The following is a 26,067-nucleotide window of genomic DNA, read 5'->3' as shown; positions in this document are numbered from 1 at the left end:
GCCGTACCGGCCAGGGCTGATTTTGGATTATGGGCGAAGATCATCTTCGTCTTCGTCATCCGCCCCACCTTTGGGAAGGTTGAAGAAGCTGTCGGCATCGATGACCGGCTCTTCGTCTTTTTCTTCTGCTGGCTCGTCGGACAGCGAGAAGGTTTCGAGCCCTTCAATGGCTGTCGGAATCTTCGGCGCGGCATCCATTTCCAGAGACTGTTCGGTCGAGACCAGTTTGCGACGCTCATCATCGCTCATCACACCGCCTTCGGCTGCTTTCTTGGCGGCTGCTTTCTGAACGGCTGTGTCCAGCTCGGATTGTTTGCAAAGGCCCAGAGCAACCGGGTCGATAGGCTGCATGTTGGTGATGTTCCAGTGGGTACGCTCGCGGATCGACTGGATTGTCGGTTTGGTGGTGCCCACCAACTTGGCAATCTGGCCATCGCTGAGTTCGGGGTGGAACTTGACCAGCCACAGGATCGAGTTCGGACGGTCCTGACGCTTGGACAACGGGGTGTAACGCGGACCACGGCGCTTTTCTTCGCCAGCGGCCGAAGGATTGAACTTGAGCTTCAGCTTGTGAAGCGGGTTGTTCTGCGCCGCGTCGATCTCGTCCTGCGTCAGCTGGTTGTTGGCGATCGGGTCAAAGCCCTTAACGCCAGCAGCGACATCACCATCGGCGATGCCCTGCACTTCCAACTCGTGCATTCCTACGAAATCCGCGATCTGCTTGAAGCTGATCGTGGTGTTGTCCACCAGCCATACGGCGGTTGCCTTGGCCATAAGCGGTTTTGCCATCAGCCCGTCTCCTATACATACATCTGTCCCGTCGCCGGAATGCGGCGGCCCCGGGGATTTGGGGCAGGTTTCCGTTGTCGGGGAACTTGGGGACTATATAGTCCCGCATGTGCAAGAAGGGAAGAGGCGAATGCGCTGGTTCGTATTGTGGGTCTTCAGCGCGGTTGCCGCGCTGGCCGAAGGCGAAAAGGTCGGAGAGTTCGATTACTATGTTCTGTCGCTCAGCTGGTCGCCCAACTGGTGCGCCCGCGAAGGTGATGCGCGTGGGTCTGATCAGTGCGATGCGCGTCATGATCATGGCTGGATTCTGCATGGCCTTTGGCCGCAATTTCACCAAGGCTGGCCGTCGTATTGCAGAACGCCGGAAGCACCGCCAACCCGACGTATGACACGCGAAATGGAAGATATTCAGGGCAGTGCGGGCCTAGCCTGGCACCAGTGGAAGAAACACGGCACCTGTTCCGGGCTGTCGGCAGCCGATTATTTCGCGCTGTCCCGGAGTACCTATGACGCGGTTGAGCGCCCGGAGGTCTTCCGTAAGCTGGACGCATCCGTGAAGTTACCCGCCGAAGTGGTCGAAGAAGCGTTTCTGAAGGCCAATCCCGAACTAGAGCGCGACATGATCACCGTCACGTGCAAGCAAGGCTATATCGAAGAGGTCCGCCTGTGCCTGTCGCGCGACCTTAACCCCGTGCCTTGTGGCCGTGACGTGATCCGCGACTGCACCGCAAAGGACGCTCTGTTCGATCCGATTCGTTAAAGCTTTTTGTTCTGACAATCGCGGGCATAATCCAGTGCTTTGGCGGTGCCTTTGAGATCGATGGCCATGACGACCTCACCAGCCGGATTGTAGACGGTCATTGTCTTGTTCTGGGCGATTGCGTTGACGAAGCTTCTGTCGGTGAAAAACACGGTTGCGCCCGGCACGTCGCGCTCGTTGAACCCGATGGCCGTGGCATCATAGCTTTTGCCGTCCAGATCAAAGCGGATCGGATAGCTCTCACCCTGTTTAATGTCGCCCCACGCCTTGTTGTAGACTGCGAAATACCCGCGATTGCCCAATGCGTCGTAACCCAACCTGACCACCGAGAGATCCTGATACACCGTCTGGATCAGACAGCCATTGCCAAGTGCTGGGTCCATCATGATGTTCCAGCCTTCGACGAAGCCCTTGTCGACAAGTTCCTGCGACAGGGCGGTGGTTGCAGTGAAGGTGGCAAAGGTGAGGGCGAGAAGGCGGGTCATAACGTATTCCAATCAAAGGGATCAAGTCTGAGGCATTCTACTACGCGCGCACGGAAGGCAAAGGCCCTTTTGCTTTTTAGCGACCTTTTTGACTCCGGGTCTTGATCCATGCGCAAGGGTGAACCCTGCTATGATGGCTTGGGAAGCAACTTGAAAACCGATCGCTGACCAATAGTTTTACGACTCAGCAGTTTAAGGAGCATTCTATGTCTCAGTTTCCGAGGACTTTTTCACATATCGGGTTGTCTGTTCCAAACGTGGACGAAGCCGTAAAGTTCTATTCCGAGGTTTTGGGGTTTTATGTCATCATGCCGCCTACGGACGTGGTCGAGGATGACACAGACATTGGCGTCATGTGCACCGATGTTTTCGGCCCGGACTGGAAGAAACTGCGTATCGCACATCTCGCGACAGCGGACCGGATTGGAATTGAGCTTTTTGAGTTTGACGGGAATTACGCGCCCGAAAACAACATCGATTTCCGCAGAAATGGAACGTTTCACTTTTGCATTCAGGACCCTGACGTCGAAGGTCTGGTCGAAAAGATTGTGCAAGCCGGTGGAAAACAGCGGATGCCGATCCGGCACTATTATCCCGGAGAAAAGCCATACCGCATGGTCTATGTTGAAGACCCATTTGGTATCGTATTCGAACTCTACAGCCACTCGTATGAGCTGACCTACTCGTCTGGTGCTTACACCTGAAGCCTGCGAGCATGCTTTGATAAGCGTTAGGGCGACAATGCAGTTGTCGCGCTGGTCCAACACGACCCGCTATATTTCCTTTCGCGCCCTGAGTGCCGCGGTGATTGTCCCGTCATCCAGATAATCCAGCTCTCCGCCAATCGGCACGCCCTGAGCCAGTGAGGTCAGGCGGACCTGCCCCTCCAACTGATCGGCGATGTAGTGGGCTGTGGTTTGGCCATCGACGGTGGCGTTGAGCGCAAGGATAACCTCTGTGATCCCTTCGGCCAGAACCCGATCCTTCAGGCGCGGGATGCGCAATTCGTCCGGGCCAACTCCGTCCAGCGCCGACAGCGTGCCGCCCAGAACGTGATAGCGGCCCTTGAACACGCCAGCGCGTTCCATCGCCCAGAGGTCGGCCACGTCTTCGACGACGCACAGCTCTCCGGTTGCGCGGTCCTCGCTGTTGCAGATGTCACAGATATCGGTGGTGCCCACATTGCCGCAATTCAGGCATTCCCGAGCGGTGATTGCGACCTGCTGCATCGCGTCTGAAAGGGGCGTCAGCAGCAGGGCGCGTTTTCGAATCAGGTGCAACACCGCGCGGCGGGCCGAGCGGGGGCCAAGGCCGGGCAGTTTGGCCATCAGGTCGATCAGATTGTCGATGTCGCTGTTCGAACTCACGGTCTGTCCTGCGTATCGCCGGAGGGAAGCTCCGGCGAATCCAATTGTGAAATGATGAAAATCAGAACGGCAGCTTGATGTCTGCGGGCAGGCCCATGCTTTCGGTCAGCTTGGCCATTTCAGCCTGAGAGCGCTCGGCAGCTTTGGTCTGCGCGTCCTTGATGGCAGCCAAAATCAGGTCTTCGACCACTTCCTTGTCGTCACCGTTGAATATCGACGGGTCGATGTCCAGACCTTTGAGCTCGCCTTTGGCGGTCGCCGTCGCCTTGACCAGACCAGCCCCGGATTCACCGACAACCATCATGTTGTTCAGCTCTTCCTGCATTTCGGTCATCTTTGTTTGCAAGTCCTGCGCGGATTTCATCATCTTGGCCATGTCGCCCAGACCGCCAAGCCCGCCGAGTCCTTTCAGCATAGGTATTCTCCTGTGTCTCTGTTTGGTCTCTAGATACGGCCCGTCGAAGCGCGGCACAAGGGTTGTCCCGCCGGTCGGAGAGGTCTTTCAAACCACGCGGACGTCGTGCAAGCCGTCTGTCTCGGTAACCGAGCAGCAGATCGATTTCAGGGTTCTTGGATGGTCGTAGTCCCAGGGACGACCGCGATGCATTGTTGCGCGCTCGTCCCAGATCAATACATCGCCGACGGACCAATGGTGCGAATAGACGTATTCGGGCTGCGTGCAAAACGCGATGGCTTCGTCCAGTAGGGACTGACTTTGTTCATGCCCCATGCCTTCGATGGCAAAGGCGTGCGAGGCGATGAACAGGGCTTCTTCTCCGGTTACCGGGTTCGGCCAAATCGCGCGCCATGGGCGATCTGGCCATCGCGTCATTTTTGGCAGCGCAGCGAGGTCGGCTGAAATTTTTGAACGGGAATGCGACAACCGGTGCCAGATGATGGCGTCCCTAAGAACGGATTTCAGACGATCTGGCATATGCGCCCAAGCGGCGCGGGTCGATGCGATCTCGGTTTCGCCGCCGGATGGCGGGACGACTTTTGCCGTCAGAATATTGATCAGCGCCGGCGTCGGCAGGAACGTGCTGTCTGTGTGCCACAACATGTTGGCCTGCAAATCCAACAGACGCAGATCGTCTTTCGCACGCAGCCCATCCTTGGTTTTGTTTGTCAGTTCGGGAAGCTGAAACTCAACATCGCGACCCGCTGCCATGGCTTCACGGTTTTCCAATGGCCCAAAAAGTTCGGCAAGGCGAATGTGGTCCGCATCAGATATCGATTGGGCCGGAAACAAAAGCACAGAGCGGGTTTCGAATGCGCGCCGGATTTCCGGAAAGTAACGCTGTTTGGTAACGTCGCGCAAATCTAGGTCGTGAACGACCAATCCGAAACGTGGGTGCAGTGGTGATGTTCGCATGAAATCCCTCCCTGGCATCATGGAAGGGTGTACCTGTTTGAAGGGTCGATCTGCTTCGTTTGCGACACGGGATCGAGCGCTTTCGGGTCAGTCTTCTTCGAACGGGTCCCACTCATCTTCAACTTCAGGAAGCGCTTCGGTCTGGACCTGGGCGGCGCGTTGTTCCGGCGTCTCGATCTTTGTGATCTTTGCCTTGGGGAATTGCGCCAGCACCGCCTGAACCAGAGGATGCTTTTCAGCTTCGGCCTTCAAGGCCAGCTCGGCCTCATCTCGCACTTCGGCAATTGTCGGCGTATCCCCGTTCGAGACGATCGAGACAGCCCACCGGTTTCCGGTCCAGCGTTGCAGGGCAGAGCCCAGCCGGGGCGCAAGGTCTGTCGGTGCATTCGTGGCTGGGGTGAACTCGATCCGACCGGGCTGATAAGACACAAGTCGCACGCCGTTTTCCACTTCAACCAGAAGCTTCACGTCGCGGTTGGCGCGGATCAGTTCGACCACGTGCTCAAAGGTCGGGTACCGGGCCAGGGCCGTCTGAGCATCCTGTGCCAATGCGGCAACCGGCGCGCCGCTTGAACCACGTGGGGCCGAGGCGTATGTGGATGCGGGGGTGGCGCTGGCCTGCGCGGGTGTTGCACCCTGCCGAGACATCAAGGTGCCGCCGCTAGGTCCACCTGCCGGAGGCGGCGGGGCGTCCTGCAGCCGTTTGACCAGTTCTTCAGGGCTGGGCAGATCAGCAACATGGGTCAGGCGGATAACGGCCATCTCAGCGGCCATCATGGCATTGGGCGCGGCCGAGACTTCTTCGAGCGCTTTCAGCAACATCTGCCACATCCGGGTCAGAACGCGCATCGGCAGGGCCTCTGCCATGTGTTGGCCACGGCTCCGTTCGTCCGGAGAAACGGTTGGGTCTTCGGCGGCGTCTGGCGTGATCTTCACGACGGACACCCAATGTGTGATCTCAGCCAGATCGCGCAAGACAGCCAATGGGTCAGCACCTTCTGCGTATTGGCCGCTGAGTTCTGTCAGTGCGCCTGCGGCGTCGCCCCGCAGGATCATGTCCATGAGGTCCAGAACGCGGCCACGGTCCGCAAGGCCCAGCATTGCGCGAACCTGTTCGGCAGTGGTTTCACCCGCCCCGTGCGATATCGCCTGGTCCAGCAGCGAGGTTGCATCCCTTGCAGACCCTTCCGCGGAGCGCGTGATCAGCGCCAGCGCATCTTCTGCGATCTCAGCGCCTTCCGCTGACGCGATCTTTTGCAGAAGGCCGATCATATCCTCGGGTTCGATCCGGCGCAGGTCAAAGCGCTGGCAGCGGGACAGAACTGTGACCGGCACCTTGCGGATTTCAGTGGTTGCAAAGATGAACTTCACATGCTCGGGCGGTTCCTCAAGCGTCTTGAGCAGCGCGTTGAAAGCGCTGGTCGAAAGCATGTGGACCTCATCGATGATGTATATCTTGTAACGCGCGCTGGCGGCGCGATAGCGGACACTGTCGATAATCTCGCGAATATCGTTCACGCCAGTTCGGCTGGCGGCGTCCATCTCCATCACATCGACGTGGCGGCCTTCCATGATCGCCACGCAGTGTTCGCATTGGCCGCAAGGTTCGGTCGTCGGGCCGCCATTACCGTCGGGCCCGATACAGTTCATACCCTTGGCGATGATCCGTGCGGTGGTGGTTTTTCCGGTGCCGCGAATGCCGGTCATGATGAAAGCCTGCGCAATTCGGTCCGCTTCGAACGCGTTTTTCAGGGTGCGCACCATGGCATCCTGACCCACCAGATCGGCAAAGGTTTCCGGGCGATATTTGCGGGCGAGAACCTGATAGGCGGGGCTGGGCGTGTCGGTCATGTTTTCTCGGTCGGATTCGGTGCTTCGGCTCAGCGTAGTGGCCGCTGCCTTCCGCGTCCACCGCGAGGCGCGATGATTTTTGATTTAGATTCTGACCGGATTCGCACTAAGCTGGTCCAACAAAATTTATGGTGCATTTTCGTTAAGAGTTCTTGGTGGAGGACACTGGTTCATGTCGCAACTGGTTATCTATGCCCTGCAAGTCGCGGGGGGTACACTTGCCCTGACATCGATGCCCGGACGGGGCGGGGATTATGAAAGGGATCTGGATACGATTGCCGCATGGAAGCCGGGGCTGGTTGTTTCAATGACAACGGACGTCGAGATGCTCCAAAACGGGGCGCAGGAATTCGGCAGCGATATCCAAAGCCGCGCCAGCCGGTGGGTGCATCTGCCGATCGAAGACTTTGGCGCCCCTACGCCTGCAGTTGAAGAGGCGTGGCCCTCGATCAGCGCGGCCGCCCGGCATGCTTTGACGGGTGGAGGGCGGGTACTGGTGCATTGTCGGGGCGGCTGCGGCAGGTCGGGAATGGTTGTTCTGCGGCTGATGGTCGAATGCGGCGAACAGTCAGACAAAGCCCTGGAGCGTTTGCGGGCGCTGCGTCCTTGTGCCGTGGAAACAGACGCCCAATTGGCCTGGGCAGCACAGAATTTTCAGGCTCAAGTCGTATAGTCTTAGGCCGAAATCTGTTCAGGCGCGTGCACGGGTTTGCGAGGCCGCAGCTTTGCAACCTCGATCATCGCGCAGGGTGGGTCTGTAATGATGCCGGATGGCAAGGCGCTGAACGTGTTTCCAAAGATCAGATCGGCGTAAGCGTTCAGGTCCTGCGGCTCTGCTTCAGGCTGTGTATCGCAAAAGATGCGAATTCTGTCTGATTGCGCTCGGAAAGTTGCGTGGCATCCTTGCGTGCAATGTGACAATTCACTGCCACCTTCAAACTCGAACCCGTCGCTTGTGGCGGCTGTGGCCTGCTTCATCGCCTCGGAAATTGAGCGTGCCAGCCGCGCCAGGGCAGGGCAGGTTTTGCCCGTCCGCTGACACACCGTTGCACTGTATTCATGCGTCTTCGTCTTCCAGATCATCCTGCGCCCTCCGCGCGTGGTGGGCAGGAGAGTTGGGTCAGGTGGGACGGCAACGTGCTGTCAGGACCTGCCCGGACACCCCGCCCGAGTTTCGGTTTCAGTTCCGATGGCAGGTCTCCTGACTTGCGGGTCATGGCTTTGCCGACCTTCCCAGCCTTTGGGGCCAGTGGTGTTTTGGCATCGCTCACCGCTTACAGTTGCGGGGGCAGTCGCGGATTTGGTTTGCGCCCGGATGACCAGACTGAACCGCACCGTGTTCCCTTTTCATCCCGACCCCTTGTGGGGGACAGGAACCATCACACAATCGCTAGCGTCTGATCCGGTTCCGAGTCAAGCTGATCTTTTACCCCGACGTGTGGTCATGCTGGATGGGGGGAACGTTCCCCTTTAGTGTTTAAAAAATTGAAGCCAAGCAATTCAGTTTTTCAGTGCAGGGTCAGGGATCATGTTGGACGCAGAGCAGACGGTGTCGGCTGAAGATTTCCTTTTCCTTTCCGGGTCCACGACCCTTTCAGCACGGTTGTACCGACCGCTGTCAGAGCCTGAAACCGTGGTTGTGCTGAATAGTGCAACGGGTGTGCCGCGCGACTATTATCGCCACTTCGCGCATTGGCTTGCGGCAGAGCGAGGCATGGCATGTCTGACCTATGACTACCGGGATTTCGGGCATTCTCTGACCGGTCGCATGAAAGATGCGCGTGCGACAATGGCGGATTGGGCCTTGATCGATATGCCAGCGGCGCGGGCGGAAATGCGCAGGCGTTATCCCGATGCGCAGCAATGGACCATTGGTCATTCCGTTGGTGCGATGCTGGGGCCTGTTCAGCCCGACATCGACCAAATCGATCGGATGATTTGCGTGTGTTCGGGGCTCGTAACCCTCAGTGATCACCCATGGCCTTACCGTGGATTGGCCGGTGTTTTCTGGTATGGACACGCACCGGTACTGGTCAAAGCACTTGGCTATCTGCCGGGAAAGGCGATCGGGTTTGGTGCGGATTTGCCGGCCTCAGTCTACTGGCAATGGCGCAAATGGTGCACGGCTCCTTTGAATTATGTACCTGAAATCGGACAAAACCTTCCTGAGGCGCGTTGGGACGGCTCCGGTAGACCCGTGGATTTGTTCACTTTCGAGGACGACCAGATGGTCCCGCCCGAAGCTGTCTGGCGGCTTGCCGACCTTTATGGCGCCGAGGCTAAGCGGCACCTGCTTAGGTCTGATGACTTCGGATTGTCAGAGATTGGCCATATCGGAGCTTTTGCTCGGCGTAATGCGGCAGTTTGGCCGAGCCTGATCGCGTGATCAGGCTCGACTTTTGAATTACCGAGCACCTTTCGCTTAGCGCCCTTTATGCAGTTTTCGATCCTTCATGACACCCCGCACCATCTTACCGAACGCTTTGTCCCGTGCCCGGGATTGGGCGACGGTTTCCGAGTTGCGCTGATCTTCGCGCCGAAGCTTTCGCCATCGATCCAAGCGGGCAGGGTCAAGCACGCCTTGTTTGATCGCCCGCTGTACGGCACAGCCTGGTTCGGATTCGTGCTGACAATCTGAAAAACGGCAGTTCAGGCCAAGTTCGGTGAGGTCCGAGAACACCTCGTCGATACCGTCCTGAGCTTCAAGCAGACGCAATGCGCGCATTCCAGGCGTATCAATCAGCCAGCCGCCGTTGCGCATCCGATGTAACGCGCGCGCCGTGGTTGTGTGCCGACCGCGAGCGTCGTTCTCGCGAATACCTGATGTCGCCAGATCCTGATCGGTCAAGCCGTTGGACAATGTTGTCTTGCCAACACCTGACGACCCAACCAGCGCTCCGGTCTGGCCTCTGGGGCACCAGGATAAGACCTTTTCCATATCCGTTAGGTCCAGCGCGTTGATCGCCAGAACTGTCAGAAACGGGTCCAGAGCCTGCACCTGTTCCGAGAAACGATTGGGGTCATCCGATTGGTCAGCCTTTGTCAGGACAACAACCGGGTAACATCCTGCCTGATGTGCAAGTGCCAGATAACGCTCTAGCCGGGGCAGGTTGAAATCAGCGTTGCACGAACTGACGATGAACAGCACATCGACATTGGCAGCGATCAGTTGCGTCGCAGCGCCTGTACCGGCGGCGCGCCGGTGCAACAGGCTGCGCCGGTCGAGTAGATGTTGCACGCGATTGTCGTCGTCCGTGAGAACCCAGTCTCCGACGGCATAGCTGCCGGTCGATTGATCAAGGGTCAGCAATGGAGATTCGCCCTGCGGATTCAGCCCGATCAGGCGGTCCCTATGAACGGAAGCGATGCGAAAAGGCGTGCACGAAGGATGAGCCGCGTGTTGCGCGGCAAAGTGAGAGGACCATCCAAGGTCCGAAAGTGAAGAATTCATTGGTCTGCCTGTTGTCAGAAACAGCAATCCCGACGGATGGCGATCGCGCATCCCCGGGTCATGTGTTCAGGCAGTCAGCAAGTAGTGTGAGATCAGAACCGCGCTGCCCGAAGGGTTTTTGTTACAATCATAAAGCCCTCCTGTGGCTAAGGTTCATGAAGTGAGAGGTTGGACATCGACCCAAGCGGGGCTCGTTGTGGCTGCTTCCTTCCGGACCTGACCAGGTTGGCGAGGCGCTCGCCCGCGCCAACCTCTCGAGTCTGGATATAGGGAAGGTGTGGGCAAAAGACAACCCGTCAGAATGTCAGGCGAATACGTTCGAACCCATTGGAATCTGATTCCAGCAGTCTGGCTTTGAACGGGCGCAATTCGTTAATGTGTTTTAACGCACCCGGACCGGTTCGAAGCACGGATTGTGTACCTGTTTGGGGTGCCAGCACAAAAGGATAAGGTTGCTGCGCGATTGGATCAGGCGGAAGGCGATCGGACAGGTAATCCCGCACCAAATCCTTGATGTCCAGCGACGGCAGATTGATGCGTTGGGCCGTGGAAGCGGCGGGGAAATGCCCACCACCGCTGACGCGGTAATTGTTGCTGGCCAGCACTAATCTCTGTTCAGGAAGAACCGGCTGGCCTGCGTATTTCAGGTCGCGAATCCGTCTGTTAGCAGGATCGATCATGCGCCCCTCGGCGTTGAAGCGCCCTGGTTGCGACGGATCAATTTTATAGGTCAGGCCAAAGATGACGTCGAAATTGTACCCGGCGCGTTTGGGGTTGATCAGATCCGTTTCGACATCACAGGCAAGCTGGTTGAACATGCTTGCCGACATTTCAAGCCAGTCCAGCACATCTGCGCCGCTGATCTGGATGGCACGCAATTCGTTGGGAAACGGATACAGATCCGCAACATGGCGCAGGCATATTTCTCCTGCCGGAACATCCGTAAAGTGCCTGGGGCCTGCGCGGCCGCCGCTTTTACCGGGAGCCACGACTGACAAAAGCGGTAATTCGCCCGGGGCGGATCCATGCAGGAAAGGACGCAGAGCTGCAGCCTGTGCCGCGGCAACCAGGGCCAGCCCGCGATCTGGTGCGCAGAAGCTGAAATAGCTGTGCATGGTGTCAGCCACGTGCGCCACAGGTTTGGCCACTGCGCGACGGGTTTGACGATGGGCATTGGCAACAAGGCGCACCAAGTCATCGTCTTCATCGACCTCAGCGCCATTTTCACAGACAGGGTGCAGTTCAACGTGGCAATCCGTAACGCTGAACCCGGCATCTGGCCGAGGTGTAACAACCAGATCGATTACGCCAAGATACGACCCCGCGGAACCGGCCATGACAACCGGTGTTTCATGTATCAACCCTTTTTCCTGATCGAGATACGAGGCGTCGCCGTGGCCGCCGCCTGGAAAGGTCAAGTGAGTGTGCCCGGCGACAATTGCGTCGATTCCATCTATAGCTGCCAGGGGGATGACGGCGTTTTCCATGCCTTCAGAAGCATCCGCCGGACCCAGGCCTGAATGGGCCAACATCACTATCAGATCACACCCTTGATTGCGCAGAAGCCCAGTCAGGTCGCGCGCGGTTGAGAAGATACCGCTGGCTGTTACCTCTCCGTTCAGGTGATGTTCTTCCCAGCGGACGGTCTGGGGGGGAAGACCAGAAATGAGGCCGATGCGAATGGGTGTCTCGGTGCCGTTCACAGATACGGTTCGGTCCAGGATTGCATGGCTATGCCAGATCTGATTGCCGCCCGAGCGAAGCAAGTTGCTGCACAAAACCGGGCATGGCGCTTGTGCGAGGATGTCGTCCAAGGTTGGCAGCCCAAAGCCAAAATCATGGTTTCCAAGGCCGATGGCGTCGTAACCAAGCGCCGCGAACGCCTGCATCATCGGATGCGGTGTGTCGTTACGAACAGCCCATTCGCCCAGAGGTGTACCCTGAATAGAATCTCCGTTGTCCACCAAAAGGACCAACGCGTCATGGGCTTGTTGACGGGCGTTTCGGATCAGGCTGGCGGTGCGCGTTAACCCAAGCGTCGGGTCCTGGGTGTCTGTGTAATAGTCAAAACCTGTCAGGTGCATATGCAGGTCAGTCGTTGCCAGAATGCGAACACGCCCGTAGTTTTTCGCGGGGCGTACCTGCTTCAATGGGTTTTGCTTCACTTCGGATAGTCTGCTTTTGAAAAGGGTTATTGATTAAATAGCACAGAGCGCAACTTAAATGATTTTTCCGAGGCCACCATGCGGCTTTTCGACGGCGGCGATGTGTAGCGCAAAGGATTGAATTGCCATTGCAACGCAGGCTGTGACATGACAGCCCTGTGCCCCGAACCAAAAGGAAACCCAATGAAACACGCAGAGCAGGTGACGTTTGGCGGCTCGGGTCTGGATCGGGCGGCCCATATTCGCGGGAGCGCTGAACTTCTGGCAGAAGCGACAAACAACCCGGCCGCGCAATGCATGATGGTGTGGCGCGGCAAAGTTCTGGTTGAAGGTGACGGGCTGGATCAGCTTGCTTTGCTGCCGATGACGCATTCGTTGGTCAGTGACGGCCCCGAAGGCGTAGTTGAGGCCCCGGTTTTTTTGGGTTTGACCGCCGAAGATGCGCCTTTGTTTGCCTTGGATATCTCGGCCTGGACGGCCGAAGGTCTGGACCTGACCGGACTAGGGGAGTTCGTAGACAAATCTGAGCAGCAGCACCCGGATTTGCCGGATGGGTATGTTTTTGCCGAGTTGCGCCGGATCATGACGCGATTGTCAGCGCGGGATGCGGAACTGGCCGCGATGGCTAAGGCAGTGATCGGCTGGCACGAAACGCATCGATTTTGCGCGCGTTGCGGTGCAGCCAGTGAGATGTCGCAAGGCGGTTGGCAACGCAGTTGTCCATCATGTGGCGGGCAACACTTCCCACGTACCGACCCTGTTGTGATCATGTTGATCACATATGGGGAGAATGTGCTGATGGGGCGGTCTCCGGGTTGGCCCGAGGGGATGTTTTCGTTGCTGGCCGGCTTTGTCGAGCCCGGAGAAACCTTGGAAGCTGCCGTACGCCGCGAGGTAATGGAAGAGGCGGGCGTGCCGGTCGGGGAAGTATCCTATCTGTCCAGCCAGCCCTGGCCATTCCCGGCTTCGTTGATGTTCGGCTGCGCGGGTGAGGCACTATCGTGTGACATCGCTATTGATCCCGTCGAGATCGAAGAGGCGATGTGGGTGAGCAAATCCGAGATGATGCAGGCCTTTGCCGGGGACCATCCAACTCTGTTGCCCGCTCGCAAAGGTGCAATCGCACATTTTCTTCTTGAGAACTGGCTTGCGGATACGCTGGACTGACGAAATATTGGCGCGGCCATAAACATCGAAGGGTATCATGCAGTTTTCAGCCCGTGAGGATATCGAAGCCCCAATCAACGCGGTATTCGACATGGTGTCGGATTTCGAGCGGTTCGAACGCATGGCCATGCGCCGGGGGATCGACGTAAGGCGCTCAGATGCCGAGGCGATCTTTGCTGCGGGAACTGAATGGCAGACAGAGTTCAAGCTGCGCGGCAAGTTGCGCCAGATGTCGGTGATCATGGCGGGCTACGACCGGCCTTCGCAAATGCGTTTCGAGGCCAACAGCAAGGGCATGACCGGCCTGACAAGTGTGGATTTTCTGGCCCTGTCACCGCGCAGAACGCGCCTGAGCCTCGAGATGTCACTGGCGGCCAAAACCTTGCCTGCACGCCTGTTGTTGCAATCTGTAAAGTTGGGCCAATCCCGGTTTCGCAAACAGCTGCAATCCCGGCTGAGTGAATTTGCACGCGAGTTGGAGCAGCGCCATCTGCATGGCGCATAACAAAACGCTTTAGCGCCGTTACATAGTGCGATTGAGCAGATGAGGCAGGTTGTCGAGTTGAACGGCCACACGCACTAGCGTGATGATCGCTTGCTAGGAGGCTAGGCGCAGCAACCTGCGCCAATCCGAATTTGCCCAATCGAAGGAATTGTTACCTATCCGCGCGGTTGCGCGGCTGGGTAAACGCCCAGGATTTCAACGTTGGTCGTGAAATGCTCTAACTCGTCCATGGCCAGTTGCACATTCCGGTCGTCGGGATGCCCGACGATATCTGCATAGAACTGTGTCGCGGTGAAGGATCCGTCGACCATATAGCTTTCCAGCTTGGTCATGTTGATCCCGTTGGTAGCAAAGCCGCCCATCGCCTTATAAAGCGCCGCCGGGATATTGCGGACCTGAAACACAAAGCTGGTGATCATGCCATGTTCGCCGCGACGTGTCAGATCGAACTGGCGGGACATCACAAGGAAACGGGTCGTGTTGTCGTCACTGTCCTCGATGTGGCGGGCCAGCACATTCAGGTTGTAGATCTCACCAGCCAATTCGCTGGCCAGCGCTGCAGAGTGGAGGTCGCCCACCTCAGCCACTTCGCGTGCCGCGCGGGCGTTGTCGGGGCTGACACGCCCGCGAATGTCGTGCTTTTTCAAGAACCCCGCGCATTGCGGCAGCAGCACCAGATGAGAATGTGCCTCGGTGATATCTTCCAGTTTTGCGCCGGGGACGCCCAACAAGTTGATATGTACCCGCACAAATGCCTCGCCGATGATATGCAAGCCGCTATGAGGCAACAGCCGGTGAATATCGGCGACCCGTCCGTAGGTTGTGTTTTCGACCGGAAGCATCGCCAGATCGGCCGCGCCGGAACGAACCGATTCGATCACATCTTCGAAAGTACGGCAGGGCAGGGCCTCCATATCGGGCCGCGCGTTGCGGCACGCCTCGTGACTATAGGCGCCCGGTTCACCTTGAAATGCGATGCGATTGGTCATTTGGTCGATTCCATGCAACAAGTTCGCGATTTGGTCGTTTCGTCGCGGTGTCTATACCTTGCCTCTCGTAAGGGGAAGCCTTAGACAGCAGCCCAGACAGCTGAAATGGACTCGCGATCAATGTTCGACACGATGACAGTTACCAAGGCCGCTGCAGGCCTGTTCGGCACTTTCCTGGTGCTGCTTCTGGCCAAATGGGGGGCGGATGTCCTCTATTCTTCCGGTGGCCATGGCCACGCTGAGGCCGCCTACATTATCGAAACCGAAAGCTCGGGCGAAAGCGCCGACGGTGAAGAAGTGGTCTTCGAAGACCTGCTGGCCGCCGCTGACGTTGAGAAAGGTGCCAAGGTTTTCCGCAAGTGCACCGCGTGCCACAAGCTGGAAGACGGCGCAAACGGAACGGGCCCATACCTGTACGCTGTTGTGGACCGCCCTGTTGCATCGGCCAAGGGCTTTACAGGTTACTCGGCCAGCATGCAGGCCCACGGCGGCAACTGGACGCCTGAGGCGCTGGATGCCTTCCTGGAACGCCCAAGCGCCTACATCTCGGGCACATCGATGAGCTTTGCGGGTCTGAAAAAGCCGCAGGATCGCGCAGACGTGATTGCCTATCTGCAGACAATCGGCAACTGATTGCCAGTCAGATCAAAGCTTTCCAAAGCCGCTGCCCCATGCAGCGGCTTTTTTTGTCTGAAGGAAACTTCACAAAGCGCTCACGCATTCTAAACTTGAATCTGTCAGCGTTGGCACTTTAGCTAGCGGTTACGACATTGATGATGACAATGACCCAAAGGACGAGCCACATGATATCCCTGATGCCCGCTGCACGTGATCTTAAGATACGGCCTTGGGCTGGCATATTGGGGCTGTGCATGGCTTTGATCACTCCGCAAATCGTGCAGGCTTTGGACGATGGTGTTACCAGCAGTCATGGCTACTCATATTTCGGCAATCTGGATTATCCCGCTGATTACGCTCACCTGAACTATGTGAACCCGGATGCTCCTAAAGGTGGTGAGCTTTCTTTGGCTGCCTCGGGCACGTTCGATTCTCTCAATCCCTATTCCCGCAAGGGGCGCGCTGGCGCTTTGACGACGCTGCAATATGATCGCTTGTTTGAAAGTGCGGATGACGGTGTCGGGCAATATTACGGAGTATTGGCAGAAAGTCTGGAGTATGACGAAGGGCGGAACTACGTCATCTTTCACCTGCGACCCGAAGCAACCTTTTGGGATGGAACGTCGGTGACGGCGGAAGATGTCGTCTATAGCCACCGCCTGTTCATCGAACAGGGTCTGCCCTCTTACGCGCAGGCCGTAGGTCGCATGGTGACGGGGGCCGAAGCGCTGGATGAACATACGGTTAAGTTCTCGTTTAACCCCGAAGTCACACGCCGTAGCCTGATCGAAACAGTAGGCTCGACCCCCGTATTTTCAAAAGCGTGGTTCGAAGCGGATGAGTCCAGGCGCCTGGATGAGCCTCGCCTGGAAGTAGCGGTTGGATCAGGTCCGTATAAGCTTGACAGCTACGACATCAATCGTCGGATCGTTTACAAGCGCCGTGATGATTATTGGGGCAAGGATCTGCCGTTTAATGTTGGCCGGAACAACTTCGACACAATCCGCGTCGAATACTTTGCTGATCAGACCGCGGCGTTCGAGGGTTTCAAAGCCGGTGAGTACACGCTGCGTATCGAAAGCGACCCCAAGCTTTGGGCGACGGGGTATGATTTCCCCAAGCTGAGCGAAGGCGTGGTGGTTCGCGATGAGATCGTGGATGGTAGTCCGCCGACCCCATCGGGTTTTGTTTTCAATCTGGGAAAACCGCAGTTTGCTGACAAGGATGTCCGCAAAGCCCTTGCCTTAGCCTTTAATTTCGAATGGGCAAACGAGTCTTTGCTGTTCGGGCTGAATGCGCCACGCAATTCCTTCATTCAAGGCACCCCGCTTGAGGCAAAAGGTCTGCCTGAAGGTGATGAGCTGGCGTTTTTGCAAGCGTTGGGTGACGTTGTGCCCGGAGACTTTCTGACAGAGCCTGCTGTCTTGGCCCACGAGTCAAATCCTGCGCGTCTGAACGATCGGAGAAATCTTCGCAAAGCAGCGAAAATACTGGACGAGGCCGGTTGGCCTGTTGGTGATGGCAATGTGCGGCGCAATGCCGAAGGGCAGACATTGAAGGTGAATATTCCCTATCCTTCAAACCTGCCAACATCGACAGCAACCATGATCGAAACCTACGTTCAGAACTTGCAGTCTATTGGTGTCGACGCTTCGGCTGAAAAGGTTGACCCGGCGCAGTACACCCTTCGCAGCCGCGAGAGGGACTACGATATGGTCTATTCCACACGTTACGGTTCATTCCTGTCCACAGGCGGCGGGTTAAGCCAGATGTATGGATCGGAAGAAGCTGCATTCAGCCTCTTTAACCCCGCCGGATTGGCTAGCCCCCTGGTTGACGCAATCATTGAAGCGTCTTTTGAAACCGACAATCAGGCAGATCAGGACACGGCACTTACTGCGCTTGATCGCGCCCTGCGTTATGAGTTCTTCGTGGTCCCTGTGGGATTCATCGCTGACTACTGGACGGCATATTACGATATGTACGAATACCCCGAAAACCTGCCGCCCTATTCGTTGGGTCATCTGGATTTGTGGTGGATCAATCCGGAAAAAGAGGCTGCGTTGAAAGCGAAAGGCGCACTGCGATAACATGGGCGCCTATATTCTAAGACGCTTGTTGCTGATCATTCCAACCCTTTTGGGCATCATGATCGTCAACTTCACGCTGGTACAATTCGTGCCGGGTGGACCGGTCGAACAGATCATCGCGCAGATCGAAGGTCAGGGGGATGTTTTTGCAGGATTTGCGGGCGGGGGTGATGCTGGCGCAGGTTCTGAACCCGCTGGTGGTGTTTTCGACGACAAATATGTCGGCGCACGGGGTCTGCCGCCCGAATTCATCGCTGAACTTGAAAAAGAATTCGGTTTCGACAAACCGCCTTTGGAGCGGTTCCTGATTATGATGGGCAACTATCTGACGCTGGACTTCGGCGAGAGTTATTTCCGTTCGATCAGTGTGATTGATCTGGTGCTTGAAAAGATGCCGGTTTCAATCTCATTGGGTCTGTGGTCGACCCTGATTGCTTATCTGGTTTCTATTCCGCTGGGCATTCGCAAAGCGATCAAAGATGGATCACAGTTCGATACCTGGACCAGCGGGGCGATCATTGTGGCCTATGCGATTCCGGGCTTTCTGTTTGCCATCCTGCTTCTGGTGTTGTTCGCGGGTGGGTCGTATTGGCAGATCTTCCCTCTGCGTGGGCTGACCTCGGACAATTGGGAGAGCCTGAGCCTCTTCGGCAAGATAGCGGACTACTTCTGGCATATTGCGCTGCCGACCATTGCGCTCACGATCTCGGCTTTTGCGACACTGACATTGCTGACCAAGAACTCGTTTCTGGATGAAATCAAGAAACAATATGTCATGACGGCCCGCGCAAAGGGGCTGAGCGAGCGAAAGGTGCTGTATGGTCATGTTTTCCGCAACGCGATGCTGATCGTGATCGCGGGCTTTCCTGCTGTGTTCATCGGCGTGTTCTTTGGTGGGTCGATCATCATCGAGACCATTTTCTCGCTGGACGGTCTGGGCCGTCTGGGATTCGAGGCAGCCGTGGCGCGCGATTACCCGGTGATTTTCGGCACCCTCTTCATCTTCGGCCTGATGGGGCTGGTCGTTGGTATCATTAGCGATCTTATGTATGTGCTGGTCGATCCGCGCATCGACTTTGAAAAGCGGGAGGGGTAAATGGCGCTCTCCCCTCTGAACCAGCGTCGCTGGAACAACTTCTGTCGCAACCGGCGCGCGTTCTGGTCGCTCATCATATTCTCGGTTCTGTTTGGCCTTTCCCTATGCGCCGAGTTTATCGCAAATGACAAACCTATCCTCGTGAAGTACCGGGGTGAGTTCTATACGCCGATCTTCAATTTCTATGCGGAAACGGAATTTGGTGGCGATTTCCAGACGGAAGCCATTTATCGCGATCCCGAAGTTCAATGCCTGATCGACAGTGGCGGACTGGAAGAGTGTTTCGACGATCCCGAAGGCATTATAGAACAAATCGACGCCGGGACATTCCAGTCGGAAGGGTTCGAGCGTGGCTGGGCGCTTTGGCCGCTGATCCCATACTCCTTCAACACATCGGTAGACCGACCTGGGGCTGCGCCTTTGCCGCCTAACGGTCAGAATCTGTTGGGCACGGATGACACCAAACGCGATGTGCTGGCACGCGTGATATACGGGTTCCGGTTGTCGATCCTGTTCACACTGCTTGTGACCGGTGCCGCCAGCCTGATCGGCATTTTCGCTGGTGCCATTCAAGGGTTCTTCGGCGGTTGGTTGGATCTGATCTTTCAACGGATCATCGAGATCTGGTCAGCGACGCCTTCGTTATATGTGATCATCATCATGTTCGCTGTTCTGGGCCGAAGTTTCTGGCTGCTGGTAGCGTTGATGATCCTGTTCAGTTGGACAGGACTGGTCGGTGTCGTACGCGCGGAATTCCTGAGGGCCCGGAACCTTGAATATGTGCGCGCGGCGCGTGCGCTGGGCGTCGGCAACATGACCATCATGTTCCGCCATATGCTGCCCAATGCAATGGTGGCCACTCTGACGTTCATGCCCTTCATTGTCACCGGAACCATCGGCGGTCTCGCCTCGCTGGATTATCTGGGCTTTGGATTGCCATCTTCGGCCCCGTCTTTGGGAGAGCTGACCTTGCAGGCAAAACAAAACCTGCAAGCCCCGTGGCTGGCTTTCACTGCCTTTTTCACCTTTGCCATCATGCTGTCGCTGCTGGTCTTCATTTTCGAGGGCGTGCGGGATGCGTTTGATCCTAGAAAGACCTTCTCATGAGCTTGCTGGATGTGAACAACCTCAAGGTCTCGTTCCGGCAGGACGGTCAGGTCAGTGCTGCTGTCAAAGGCGTGTCTTTTACCGTGGATCGGGGTGAAACCGTTGCGTTGGTGGGCGAATCCGGCTCAGGCAAATCCGTAACGGCTTTGTCGACAGTGTCGCTGCTGGGTGACAGTGCGCTGGTTGAAGGATCGGTGACCTATGATGGGCAAGAGATGATTGGCGCCTCGGAACAACACCTGATGGATGTACGCGGCAATGACATAAGCTTCATCTTTCAGGAGCCAATGACCTCGCTGAACCCGCTGCACACGATTCAAAAGCAAATGGCGGAATCGCTGGCGCTGCATCAGGGGGTAACCGGTGACGCGGCGCGGGGGCGGATTTTGGAGCTACTGACCAAGGTTGGTATCCGCGACCCCGAGGACAGGTTGGACAGCCACCCCCACCAGTTGTCTGGTGGACAAAGACAGCGGGTGATGATCGCAATGGCGCTGGCCAACAAGCCGGACATTTTGATTGCCGATGAACCGACAACGGCGTTGGATGTGACCATTCAGGCGCAGATACTCGAGTTGTTGGCCGAATTGCAGAAATCCGAGAATATGGGGATGCTGTTCATCACCCATGATCTGGGTATCGTACGCCGGATTGCCGACCGCGTTTGTGTGATGAAGGATGGTGAGATTGTCGAAACCGGTGTCACGCAGGACATCTTTGACAACCCACAGCATCCCTATACCCGGAAACTTTTGGCCGCGGAACCTTCGGGTCAGCCCGAACCGGTTGCCTCAGACGCGGAAGAGGTCGCGCGCACCGATCACCTGAAGGTCTGGTTCCAAATCCAGCGCGGATTTCTGAAGCGTACTGTTGGCTATGTGAAGGCGGTGAATGACGCCACGCTGAGTGTACGCGCGGGTGAGACTTTGGGAATCGTCGGCGAAAGCGGTTCGGGCAAGACTACGCTGGCGCTGGCGATCATGCGCCTCATTGCGTCCGAAGGCGGCATCACCTTCCGCGATCAGGATGTGCGAAGATGGTCTACCCGCGAATTACGCAGATTGCGCAAAGATATGCAGATCGTGTTTCAAGACCCGTTCGGCAGCCTTAGCCCACGCATGACCTGTCAGCAGATCATCGCGGAAGGTCTTGCCATTCACAACATTGACCCTCACCGCGCCCCGCGTGAGCTGGTCGCCGAGGTGATGACCGAAGTGGGGCTGGATCCTGCGGCGATGGACCGGTATCCGCACGAGTTCTCAGGCGGACAGCGCCAGCGTATCGCCATTGCGCGCGCGATGGTTTTGCGGCCCAAACTGCTGGTGTTGGACGAACCGACCAGCGCGCTGGACATGACGGTGCAGGTTCAGATCGTTGATCTGCTGCGCGATCTGCAGAAGAAATACGGGTTGGCCTATCTGTTCATCAGCCACGACCTGAAAGTCGTACGGGCGATGTCGCACAACGTGATCGTCATGCGAAATGGGGATGTGGTGGAAATGGGTGCGGCCGAGGCATTGTTCGAAAACGCCCAGACCGACTATACCCGCGAGCTGATTGCAGCGGCGGGCTGAGATCAGCCCGCCTTCCTCTGGCCATTACGCGCTTGCCTTTTCTTTGGTCGCAGCTTTCGGTACTGGCCCGCGCAGTTCTTCGTAGTGATCAAAGGTCAGCTTGACCCACCCGGTTCCGCGCGTGGCACTGGCAAGGGTGCGATGCAGTTCATCCTCGGTCACGGCGGGGATCTGGGCGTTGAAGATCTCCCATCCCGACGCGTTTGGGTTGCCTTCAAATCCTAGAACCTGCCCTTGCAGCGAACTGATCGTTGGCACGAGATCGCCCACAAAGTCCGATGGCAGGTGAATCTCGGCGTTCAGCATCGGTTGCAAAACCACTGGCTTGGCCTGAGGTAGCGCTTCACGCACCGCGTTCTTTCCTGCGGTTCGGAACGCATAATCCGAACTGTCCACGTTATGGTGTTTACCGTCGCTCAGCGTGACTTTGACGTCGACCACGGGGAAACCCTCGGGGCCTTGCTCCAGCGCGTCCTTGGCACCGTGTTCCACGGACGGGATATAGTTCCTGGGCACAGCACCGCCTTTAACCACCTCTTCGAACTGGAACCCCGACCCGCGAGGCAGGGGTGCGACCGAGATCACCACATCCGCAAACTGTCCGGCGCCGCCGGATTGTTTGCGATGACGGTGCCGATGTTCGATGGGCGCGCGGATGGTTTCGCGATAGGCGGTTTCGACCTGATCCGCTTCAATCTCGATCCCAAAATCCTCGGCCAGCTTCGCGGTCACACGGCGCATGTGTTGCGGGCCTTGCGATCCAAGGATCGAATGGCCGCTCAGTTCATCCTGTTGCAGGTGCAGACCGGGGTCGATTTCGGCCAGACGGCTTAGGGCGTTGGACAGGCGCACATCGTCCCGCTCATGCGCGGGTGAGACGATCTGACGATGCGCGACCGGGTGCGAGGCCGCCCATTCCGGCAGTTCAGTCGCAGAATTGCTGTCGTAGATATAGCCGGGGTTGAGGTGGTCGGATTTGACCGCCAGACCAATCTGCCCGGCTTCCAGCGTTGCGATTTGGGTCTTGGCATCAAGCGTTGTCAGATTGCCAACGGTCTCACCGCCCAAAGCTTCATGCGCTTTGACGCCATCCCCAAGCCCGCGCAGAACAACGATCTTTCCGATGTGCTTTTTGACATCTGCAAAACCGGCAATGGCTCGGGCACTGTCGGCGGCTTCGTCCCGCCCGGCGGCGATATCAAATTCAGGCGCTTCGTGCCGCAGCGCCTTCATCAACCGCGTTAGCCCGTTACCATGGCTCGCGGCACCCAGGCATGCTGGAATCAACTGGTGGTTTTGCAAGACTTGCGCGGCCAGGTCATAAACCTCGTCGCTGGGGGGCTGCTTGTCTTCGATCAGCTGCTCCAACAGATGGTCGTCAAAATCAGACAGAGTTTCCAGTAACTCGGTGCGCGCTTCCTGCTCTCGGTCTTCCACGGATTGAGGCAACTCGATCAGGGCCGAGGGTTGGCCCTCTTGATACTTCCAGGCCCGTTCAGAAATCAGATCAACCGCGCCGATGATCGTGTCTCCTTCGCGGATTGGCACCTGACGCAGGGCGATATGATGGGTGCAGTACGTTTGCAGTGCTGCGATGATGTCGCGGATGCGCCCATTGGGATTATCCATGCGGTTGATGAATAGAAAGCAGGGGATGCCCGCTTCTTCCACCAGTCGAAGGTAAGGGGCGCACAGAACGGCAGCATTGGGATCGGGGGGCACAACCACGACCGCCGCGTCCGAGATGGCCATTGCAGGCCCGACATAGGCCAGCGCATCGCCGCCGCCATCTACGTCGATCGAACACCAAGGCTCGTCCAGGTAAGAAAAACCGTGCAAATGCACGGTTCCGGAAACATCGAATGTTGTGGGGCGCCCGTCGAGGCGGCTGATGGCCTCGACCAGGGTAGTTTTGCCCGATTGGCTGGGCCCGAGGACGGTGAAAACGCGCATTAGTGTTGTCCCTCTTTCAGGTTGCAGAATGGCTGCACGAAAGGGGCGTCCGCCGCTTTTTCGTCGGCAAGGACCGTCTGTATTTGCCCGCCTCAGGGCGCAGAATGGATGGCCAGTCTGCCCCTTGAGTGTGGAGAAAAGCGCAGGCGCGCGTCAAGCCCCCGTTGTGCCCAGTGGCCTGCGGGCCCGGCGAGGCCCGCAGAAGAAGAGATCAGATCGCCGAGCTGTGGCCTGCCTTGCTCAGGTCATAGGCGTCAAAGCTGCGGGCGATCATCCGGGTCAGGGCGCGTGCCTCGGGCGGGATGAAAAGCCCGTCTTCGGTGATCCGCAACAGCCCGTCGAATGCGGCATTGGCGGAATGATACATGTCATTCAACGCGGCGGCCGAGATGTCGTGGTCGCGCAGGATTTCGGCACTGTTGATCTTAAAATCGCACATCAGCGCCTCGATCAGGCGCGCGCGCAAAATGTCCTGACCCTTGAACAGGTGCCCGCGGGCGGTCGAAAACTGCCCGTCGCGAACCGCTTTGGCATGGGCCGAGGTGGCCGAGGCGTTCTGCGCATAGCCTTGCGGAAAGCGCGAGATCGAACTGGCCCCGACGCCAATCAGAACATCGGCCTGATCGTCGGTATACCCTTGGAAGTTACGCTTTAGACGTCCCGCGTGCAGGGCACGGGTCAGACCGTCATCTTGTATGGCGAAATGGTCGATGCCAATTTCGGCATAGTTGTCCCACAGGAACAGACGGCGGGCGGTATCGAACAGCTCGAGCCGTTGTTCCGGCGTGGGAAGCGCGTCGGACGGGATCATCTGTTGGCGCTTCGCCATCCAAGGCACATGTGCGTAGCCATACAAAGCCACGCGATCCGGGCTGAGCGACAGCAGCTTCTGCACGCTTTCGGTCATCCGGGCCTTTGTCTGATGCGGCAGGCCAAAAAGGATATCTGCGTTCAAACTGGTAATGCCACGTTCGCGGATCATGTCGATGGCGTCGCGGGTGGTGTCGTAGCTTTGGATGCGACCGATGGTTTTCTGAATTTCGTCGTCGAAATCCTGCACCCCGATCGACGCACGGTTCATACCTGCCTCTGCCAGCGCATCCAGACGGTCTTCATCAATTTCGTTCGGATCAATCTCGACCGAAAATTCGGCATCAGGCCCCATGGGCACAATACCCAGGATATATTGCGCCAATTCGCGCATCAGCTGCGCGTTCAGCAAGGTTGGCGTACCGCCACCCCAGTGCAGGCGCGATAGCACCACGCCTTTGGGCAGGCGTGCTGCAAGCAGGTCTAACTCGGCCTTCAGAACGTCCACATAGGCGATCACAGGGTTGTCGGTTTGGGTTCCCTGTGTCCGGCAAGCACAGAACCAGCACAGTCTACGACAGAATGGAACGTGGATGTACAGGGAAATGGCACTGCCGGGTTTGATCCCCGAAATCCAGTCACCAAACAAGTCTGCTCCCACATCATTGCTAAAGTGGGGGGCGGTGGGGTAGCTTGTGTAACGCGGTACTTTCGCGTCAAAAAGTCCAAGCTTTGCCAATTGTGGTTTCACTATCATGGCGATACCCTTAGGCGACAGATGACTTGGTTACTTTGATGGAGATCAAGTGGGGACCCGCATGACAATAAAAGCACAGTTTGATCATTCCAATTGCGAAGACTGCCCGATTCGGCATCGCGCAGTTTGTGCTCGTTGCGATGCGGATGAGCTGGAAGAGCTTGAAAGTATTAAGTATTACCGCAGTTTCGAGGCGGGCCAGACCATCATATGGTCGGGCGATCAGATGAATTTTGTGGGCTCGGTCGTGGCCGGGATCGCTTCGTTGACGCAGACCATGGAAGATGGTCGGACCCAGATGGTGGGTTTGCTGTTGCCAAGTGATTTTGTCGGCCGCCCCGGGCGCGAAGTTGCGCCTTACGATGTGCAGGCGACCACAGATGTCGTCATGTGCTGTTTCCGCAAGAAACCGTTCGAAGAGTTGATGGCAACTACACCACATATCGCCCATCGCCTGTTGCAGATGACGCTGGACGAACTTGATGCTGCCCGCGAATGGATGCTGGTGCTTGGGCGCAAGACCGCGCGCGAAAAAATCGCCAGCCTGTTGTCGATCATTGCGCGCCGGGATGCGTCGATTAGCCAGAAGGGTCTGGCAGGGCCGATTGTGTTTGACCTGCCTCTGACCCGAGAGGCCATGGCAGACTATCTGGGCCTGACCCTTGAAACCGTGAGTCGCCAGATTTCGGCCTTGAAAAAGGAAGGCGTGATCACACTGGAAGGCAAGCGCCATGTGACCATTCCGGATATGGGCCGTCTCATGGAAGAAGCTGGCGACGACTCGGATGGTGGCTTTTTGGTCTGATCCTTGTGCGCGATGGGATAGGATAAACGCCGTGACCTTGGATCGCGGCGTTTAACAACTCAGGAGCATCGCATGGTTTTTAGCAGCATCTTGGCAATGATTTTTATCGGCGCAATCGCCGGATGGCTTTCGGGAAAGATCATGGAGGGCCGCGGATTCGGTTTGCTGGGGAACATCATCGTCGGAATTGTCGGCGCGTTTCTGGCAGGCATGATTTTCCCCGCGCTAGGCTTTTCTGTGGGCGGAGGGTTCTTTTCCTCGGTCTTTTTCGCGACCGTGGGGGCCGTGATCCTGTTGTTTGTGATCGGCCTTATCCGAAAGGCATGACAAAAGCCGCCGACTTGGGCGGCTTTCGA

25 protein-coding genes, 1 other RNA gene and 1 riboswitch are annotated in these 26,067 nt (G+C 57.3%); of the genes, 13 read left to right on the top strand and 13 right to left on the bottom strand.

Annotation, left to right across the window (positions count from 1 at the left end; all coding sequences use genetic code 11):
• Positions 1–27 precede the first annotated feature (27 nt).
• The gene (locus GS630_RS14035; RefSeq protein WP_171180158.1) at positions 28–789 is read right to left on the bottom strand and encodes a DUF1013 domain-containing protein; all 762 of its coding nucleotides are present in this window, start codon (positions 787–789) and stop codon (positions 28–30) included.
• Between the two features lie 130 nt (positions 790–919).
• On the opposite strand from GS630_RS14035, the gene GS630_RS14030 reads away from it, so the two are divergent.
• Complete coding sequence (locus tag GS630_RS14030) at positions 920–1,549, top strand: ribonuclease T2 (protein ID WP_171712066.1); 630 nt, start codon at positions 920–922, stop codon at positions 1,547–1,549.
• On the opposite strand, the gene GS630_RS14025 is transcribed toward GS630_RS14030, so the two are convergent.
• On the bottom strand, positions 1,546–2,034 hold the full coding sequence (locus GS630_RS14025; RefSeq protein ID WP_171236039.1) for a hypothetical protein: 489 nt from the start codon (positions 2,032–2,034) through the stop codon (positions 1,546–1,548). The two genes, GS630_RS14030 and GS630_RS14025, sit on opposite strands and share 4 nt — an antisense overlap.
• A 206-nt stretch (positions 2,035–2,240) precedes the next feature.
• Between GS630_RS14025 and GS630_RS14020 the strand changes: the two genes are divergently transcribed.
• Entirely contained in the window at positions 2,241–2,738 is a 498-nt protein-coding gene (locus tag GS630_RS14020; RefSeq protein WP_171620026.1) for a lactoylglutathione lyase family protein, read from the top strand.
• Positions 2,739–2,807: 69 nt separating this feature from the next.
• Here GS630_RS14020 and recR read toward each other — a convergent pair whose 3' ends face one another.
• The 4 genes from recR to GS630_RS14000 form a co-directional block, all read right to left on the bottom strand.
• A complete protein-coding gene (gene recR / locus GS630_RS14015; protein ID WP_171180150.1) occupies positions 2,808–3,401 on the bottom strand; it encodes a recombination mediator RecR in 594 nt (197 codons plus the stop codon).
• 61 nt (positions 3,402–3,462) lie between these two features.
• Positions 3,463–3,816 (bottom strand): YbaB/EbfC family nucleoid-associated protein, encoded by a 354-nt coding sequence (locus GS630_RS14010; protein WP_171180148.1) that lies wholly within the window; start codon positions 3,814–3,816, stop codon positions 3,463–3,465.
• Positions 3,817–3,903: 87 nt separating this feature from the next.
• Positions 3,904–4,773, bottom strand: a complete 870-nt coding sequence (locus tag GS630_RS14005; RefSeq protein WP_171180146.1) for a TauD/TfdA family dioxygenase — start codon at positions 4,771–4,773, stop codon at positions 3,904–3,906.
• A gap of 87 nt (positions 4,774–4,860) precedes the next feature.
• On the bottom strand, positions 4,861–6,624 hold the full coding sequence (locus GS630_RS14000) for a DNA polymerase III subunit gamma/tau (protein WP_171620024.1): 1,764 nt from the start codon (positions 6,622–6,624) through the stop codon (positions 4,861–4,863).
• A 172-nt stretch (positions 6,625–6,796) separates the two neighbouring features.
• Between GS630_RS14000 and GS630_RS13995 the strand changes: the two genes are divergently transcribed.
• Positions 6,797–7,297 (top strand): protein-tyrosine phosphatase family protein, encoded by a 501-nt coding sequence (locus GS630_RS13995; RefSeq protein WP_171620021.1) that lies wholly within the window; start codon positions 6,797–6,799, stop codon positions 7,295–7,297.
• Positions 7,298–7,299: 2 nt separating this feature from the next.
• Here the strand turns inward: GS630_RS13995 and GS630_RS13990 are convergent, their stop codons facing one another.
• Positions 7,300–7,707: a hypothetical protein gene (locus GS630_RS13990; protein ID WP_171180140.1), complete on the bottom strand. Its 408-nt coding sequence runs from the start codon at positions 7,705–7,707 to the stop codon at positions 7,300–7,302.
• Positions 7,708–7,797: 90 nt separating this feature from the next.
• Positions 7,798–8,020: riboswitch (cobalamin riboswitch) on the bottom strand.
• A 132-nt stretch (positions 8,021–8,152) separates the two neighbouring features.
• Between GS630_RS13990 and GS630_RS13985 the strand changes: the two genes are divergently transcribed.
• Complete coding sequence (locus GS630_RS13985; protein WP_171620019.1) at positions 8,153–9,010, top strand: hypothetical protein; 858 nt, start codon at positions 8,153–8,155, stop codon at positions 9,008–9,010.
• Between the two features lie 36 nt (positions 9,011–9,046).
• On the opposite strand, the gene rsgA is transcribed toward GS630_RS13985, so the two are convergent.
• From rsgA to GS630_RS13970, 3 genes are all read right to left on the bottom strand, one after another.
• The gene (gene rsgA, locus GS630_RS13980) at positions 9,047–10,075 is read right to left on the bottom strand and encodes a ribosome small subunit-dependent GTPase A (protein ID WP_171712064.1); all 1,029 of its coding nucleotides are present in this window, start codon (positions 10,073–10,075) and stop codon (positions 9,047–9,049) included.
• Positions 10,076–10,233: 158 nt separating this feature from the next.
• An RNA gene (gene ffs, locus GS630_RS13975) (signal recognition particle sRNA small type) lies at positions 10,234–10,332 on the bottom strand.
• Positions 10,333–10,371: 39 nt separating this feature from the next.
• Positions 10,372–12,225: a bifunctional 2',3'-cyclic-nucleotide 2'-phosphodiesterase/3'-nucleotidase gene (locus GS630_RS13970; RefSeq protein WP_253740680.1), complete on the bottom strand. Its 1,854-nt coding sequence runs from the start codon at positions 12,223–12,225 to the stop codon at positions 10,372–10,374.
• Positions 12,226–12,423: 198 nt separating this feature from the next.
• Between GS630_RS13970 and nudC the strand changes: the two genes are divergently transcribed.
• On the top strand, positions 12,424–13,407 hold the full coding sequence (nudC, locus tag GS630_RS13965; protein WP_171620015.1) for an NAD(+) diphosphatase: 984 nt from the start codon (positions 12,424–12,426) through the stop codon (positions 13,405–13,407).
• A gap of 37 nt (positions 13,408–13,444) precedes the next feature.
• Positions 13,445–13,912, top strand: a complete 468-nt coding sequence (locus GS630_RS13960; protein ID WP_171620013.1) for an SRPBCC family protein — start codon at positions 13,445–13,447, stop codon at positions 13,910–13,912.
• A 155-nt stretch (positions 13,913–14,067) separates the two neighbouring features.
• Here GS630_RS13960 and GS630_RS13955 read toward each other — a convergent pair whose 3' ends face one another.
• Complete coding sequence (locus GS630_RS13955; protein ID WP_171180131.1) at positions 14,068–14,901, bottom strand: prephenate dehydratase; 834 nt, start codon at positions 14,899–14,901, stop codon at positions 14,068–14,070.
• A 120-nt stretch (positions 14,902–15,021) separates the two neighbouring features.
• On the opposite strand from GS630_RS13955, the gene GS630_RS13950 reads away from it, so the two are divergent.
• The 5 genes from GS630_RS13950 (at position 15,022) to GS630_RS13930 (ending at position 21,386) form a co-directional block, all read left to right on the top strand.
• A complete protein-coding gene (locus GS630_RS13950; protein WP_171180413.1) occupies positions 15,022–15,534 on the top strand; it encodes a cytochrome c family protein in 513 nt (170 codons plus the stop codon).
• A gap of 170 nt (positions 15,535–15,704) precedes the next feature.
• A complete protein-coding gene (locus GS630_RS13945; RefSeq protein WP_171620011.1) occupies positions 15,705–17,609 on the top strand; it encodes an extracellular solute-binding protein in 1,905 nt (634 codons plus the stop codon).
• Between the two features lies 1 nt (position 17,610).
• Positions 17,611–18,705, top strand: coding sequence for a microcin C ABC transporter permease YejB (locus GS630_RS13940; protein ID WP_171180127.1), 1,095 nt, complete (start codon positions 17,611–17,613; stop codon positions 18,703–18,705).
• Complete coding sequence (locus tag GS630_RS13935) at positions 18,706–19,812, top strand: ABC transporter permease (protein WP_171236028.1); 1,107 nt, start codon at positions 18,706–18,708, stop codon at positions 19,810–19,812.
• Positions 19,809–21,386 carry an ABC transporter ATP-binding protein gene (locus tag GS630_RS13930; RefSeq protein WP_171620009.1) on the top strand — a complete coding sequence of 526 codons (1,578 nt, stop codon included), beginning with the start codon at positions 19,809–19,811 and terminating at the stop codon, positions 21,384–21,386. The genes GS630_RS13935 and GS630_RS13930 overlap by 4 nt, the downstream gene beginning before the upstream one ends.
• 24 nt (positions 21,387–21,410) lie before the next feature.
• Here GS630_RS13930 and GS630_RS13925 read toward each other — a convergent pair whose 3' ends face one another.
• Positions 21,411–23,339, bottom strand: a complete 1,929-nt coding sequence (locus GS630_RS13925) for an elongation factor G (protein ID WP_171180121.1) — start codon at positions 23,337–23,339, stop codon at positions 21,411–21,413.
• Positions 23,340–23,550: 211 nt separating this feature from the next.
• The gene (gene hemN / locus GS630_RS13920) at positions 23,551–24,906 is read right to left on the bottom strand and encodes an oxygen-independent coproporphyrinogen III oxidase (protein WP_171180119.1); all 1,356 of its coding nucleotides are present in this window, start codon (positions 24,904–24,906) and stop codon (positions 23,551–23,553) included.
• A gap of 61 nt (positions 24,907–24,967) precedes the next feature.
• Here hemN and fnrL point away from each other — a divergent pair, with 61 nt between their 5' ends.
• Complete coding sequence (fnrL, locus tag GS630_RS13915; RefSeq protein ID WP_171180117.1) at positions 24,968–25,711, top strand: transcriptional regulator FnrL; 744 nt, start codon at positions 24,968–24,970, stop codon at positions 25,709–25,711.
• A gap of 72 nt (positions 25,712–25,783) precedes the next feature.
• Positions 25,784–26,038: a GlsB/YeaQ/YmgE family stress response membrane protein gene (locus GS630_RS13910; protein ID WP_171620007.1), complete on the top strand. Its 255-nt coding sequence runs from the start codon at positions 25,784–25,786 to the stop codon at positions 26,036–26,038.
• Positions 26,039–26,067 lie beyond the last annotated feature (29 nt).

This window comes from Ruegeria sp. HKCCD7303 (assembly GCF_013111185.1).
In the GTDB taxonomy this organism is placed as follows: domain Bacteria; phylum Pseudomonadota; class Alphaproteobacteria; order Rhodobacterales; family Rhodobacteraceae; genus Ruegeria.
This window is presented reverse-complemented; position numbering and strand designations above follow the sequence as displayed.

Excerpts from the sequence above, each read along its gene's own strand:
- GS630_RS13940 (WP_171180127.1), top strand. The coding sequence starts at position 17,611 with ATGGGCGCCTATATTCTAAGACGCTTGTTGCTGATCATTCCAACCCTT.
- GS630_RS14000 (WP_171620024.1), bottom strand. The coding sequence starts at position 6,624 with ATGACCGACACGCCCAGCCCCGCCTATCAGGTTCTCGCCCGCAAATAT.
- GS630_RS14005 (WP_171180146.1), bottom strand. The coding sequence starts at position 4,773 with ATGCGAACATCACCACTGCACCCACGTTTCGGATTGGTCGTTCACGAC.
- GS630_RS14030 (WP_171712066.1), top strand. The coding sequence starts at position 920 with ATGCGCTGGTTCGTATTGTGGGTCTTCAGCGCGGTTGCCGCGCTGGCC.
- GS630_RS13910 (WP_171620007.1), top strand. The coding sequence starts at position 25,784 with ATGGTTTTTAGCAGCATCTTGGCAATGATTTTTATCGGCGCAATCGCC.
- GS630_RS13935 (WP_171236028.1), top strand. The coding sequence starts at position 18,706 with ATGGCGCTCTCCCCTCTGAACCAGCGTCGCTGGAACAACTTCTGTCGC.
- nudC (WP_171620015.1), top strand. The coding sequence starts at position 12,424 with ATGAAACACGCAGAGCAGGTGACGTTTGGCGGCTCGGGTCTGGATCGG.
- GS630_RS13990 (WP_171180140.1), bottom strand. The coding sequence starts at position 7,707 with ATGATCTGGAAGACGAAGACGCATGAATACAGTGCAACGGTGTGTCAG.
- GS630_RS14035 (WP_171180158.1), bottom strand. The coding sequence starts at position 789 with ATGGCAAAACCGCTTATGGCCAAGGCAACCGCCGTATGGCTGGTGGAC.
- rsgA (WP_171712064.1), bottom strand. The coding sequence starts at position 10,075 with ATGAATTCTTCACTTTCGGACCTTGGATGGTCCTCTCACTTTGCCGCG.
- GS630_RS13925 (WP_171180121.1), bottom strand. The coding sequence starts at position 23,339 with ATGCGCGTTTTCACCGTCCTCGGGCCCAGCCAATCGGGCAAAACTACC.
- hemN (WP_171180119.1), bottom strand. The coding sequence starts at position 24,906 with ATGATAGTGAAACCACAATTGGCAAAGCTTGGACTTTTTGACGCGAAA.
- GS630_RS13955 (WP_171180131.1), bottom strand. The coding sequence starts at position 14,901 with ATGACCAATCGCATCGCATTTCAAGGTGAACCGGGCGCCTATAGTCAC.
- GS630_RS13985 (WP_171620019.1), top strand. The coding sequence starts at position 8,153 with ATGTTGGACGCAGAGCAGACGGTGTCGGCTGAAGATTTCCTTTTCCTT.
- GS630_RS13930 (WP_171620009.1), top strand. The coding sequence starts at position 19,809 with ATGAGCTTGCTGGATGTGAACAACCTCAAGGTCTCGTTCCGGCAGGAC.
- GS630_RS14020 (WP_171620026.1), top strand. The coding sequence starts at position 2,241 with ATGTCTCAGTTTCCGAGGACTTTTTCACATATCGGGTTGTCTGTTCCA.
- GS630_RS14025 (WP_171236039.1), bottom strand. The coding sequence starts at position 2,034 with ATGACCCGCCTTCTCGCCCTCACCTTTGCCACCTTCACTGCAACCACC.
- GS630_RS13945 (WP_171620011.1), top strand. The coding sequence starts at position 15,705 with ATGATATCCCTGATGCCCGCTGCACGTGATCTTAAGATACGGCCTTGG.
- fnrL (WP_171180117.1), top strand. The coding sequence starts at position 24,968 with ATGACAATAAAAGCACAGTTTGATCATTCCAATTGCGAAGACTGCCCG.
- GS630_RS14010 (WP_171180148.1), bottom strand. The coding sequence starts at position 3,816 with ATGCTGAAAGGACTCGGCGGGCTTGGCGGTCTGGGCGACATGGCCAAG.
- GS630_RS13995 (WP_171620021.1), top strand. The coding sequence starts at position 6,797 with ATGTCGCAACTGGTTATCTATGCCCTGCAAGTCGCGGGGGGTACACTT.
- GS630_RS13960 (WP_171620013.1), top strand. The coding sequence starts at position 13,445 with ATGCAGTTTTCAGCCCGTGAGGATATCGAAGCCCCAATCAACGCGGTA.
- GS630_RS13950 (WP_171180413.1), top strand. The coding sequence starts at position 15,022 with ATGTTCGACACGATGACAGTTACCAAGGCCGCTGCAGGCCTGTTCGGC.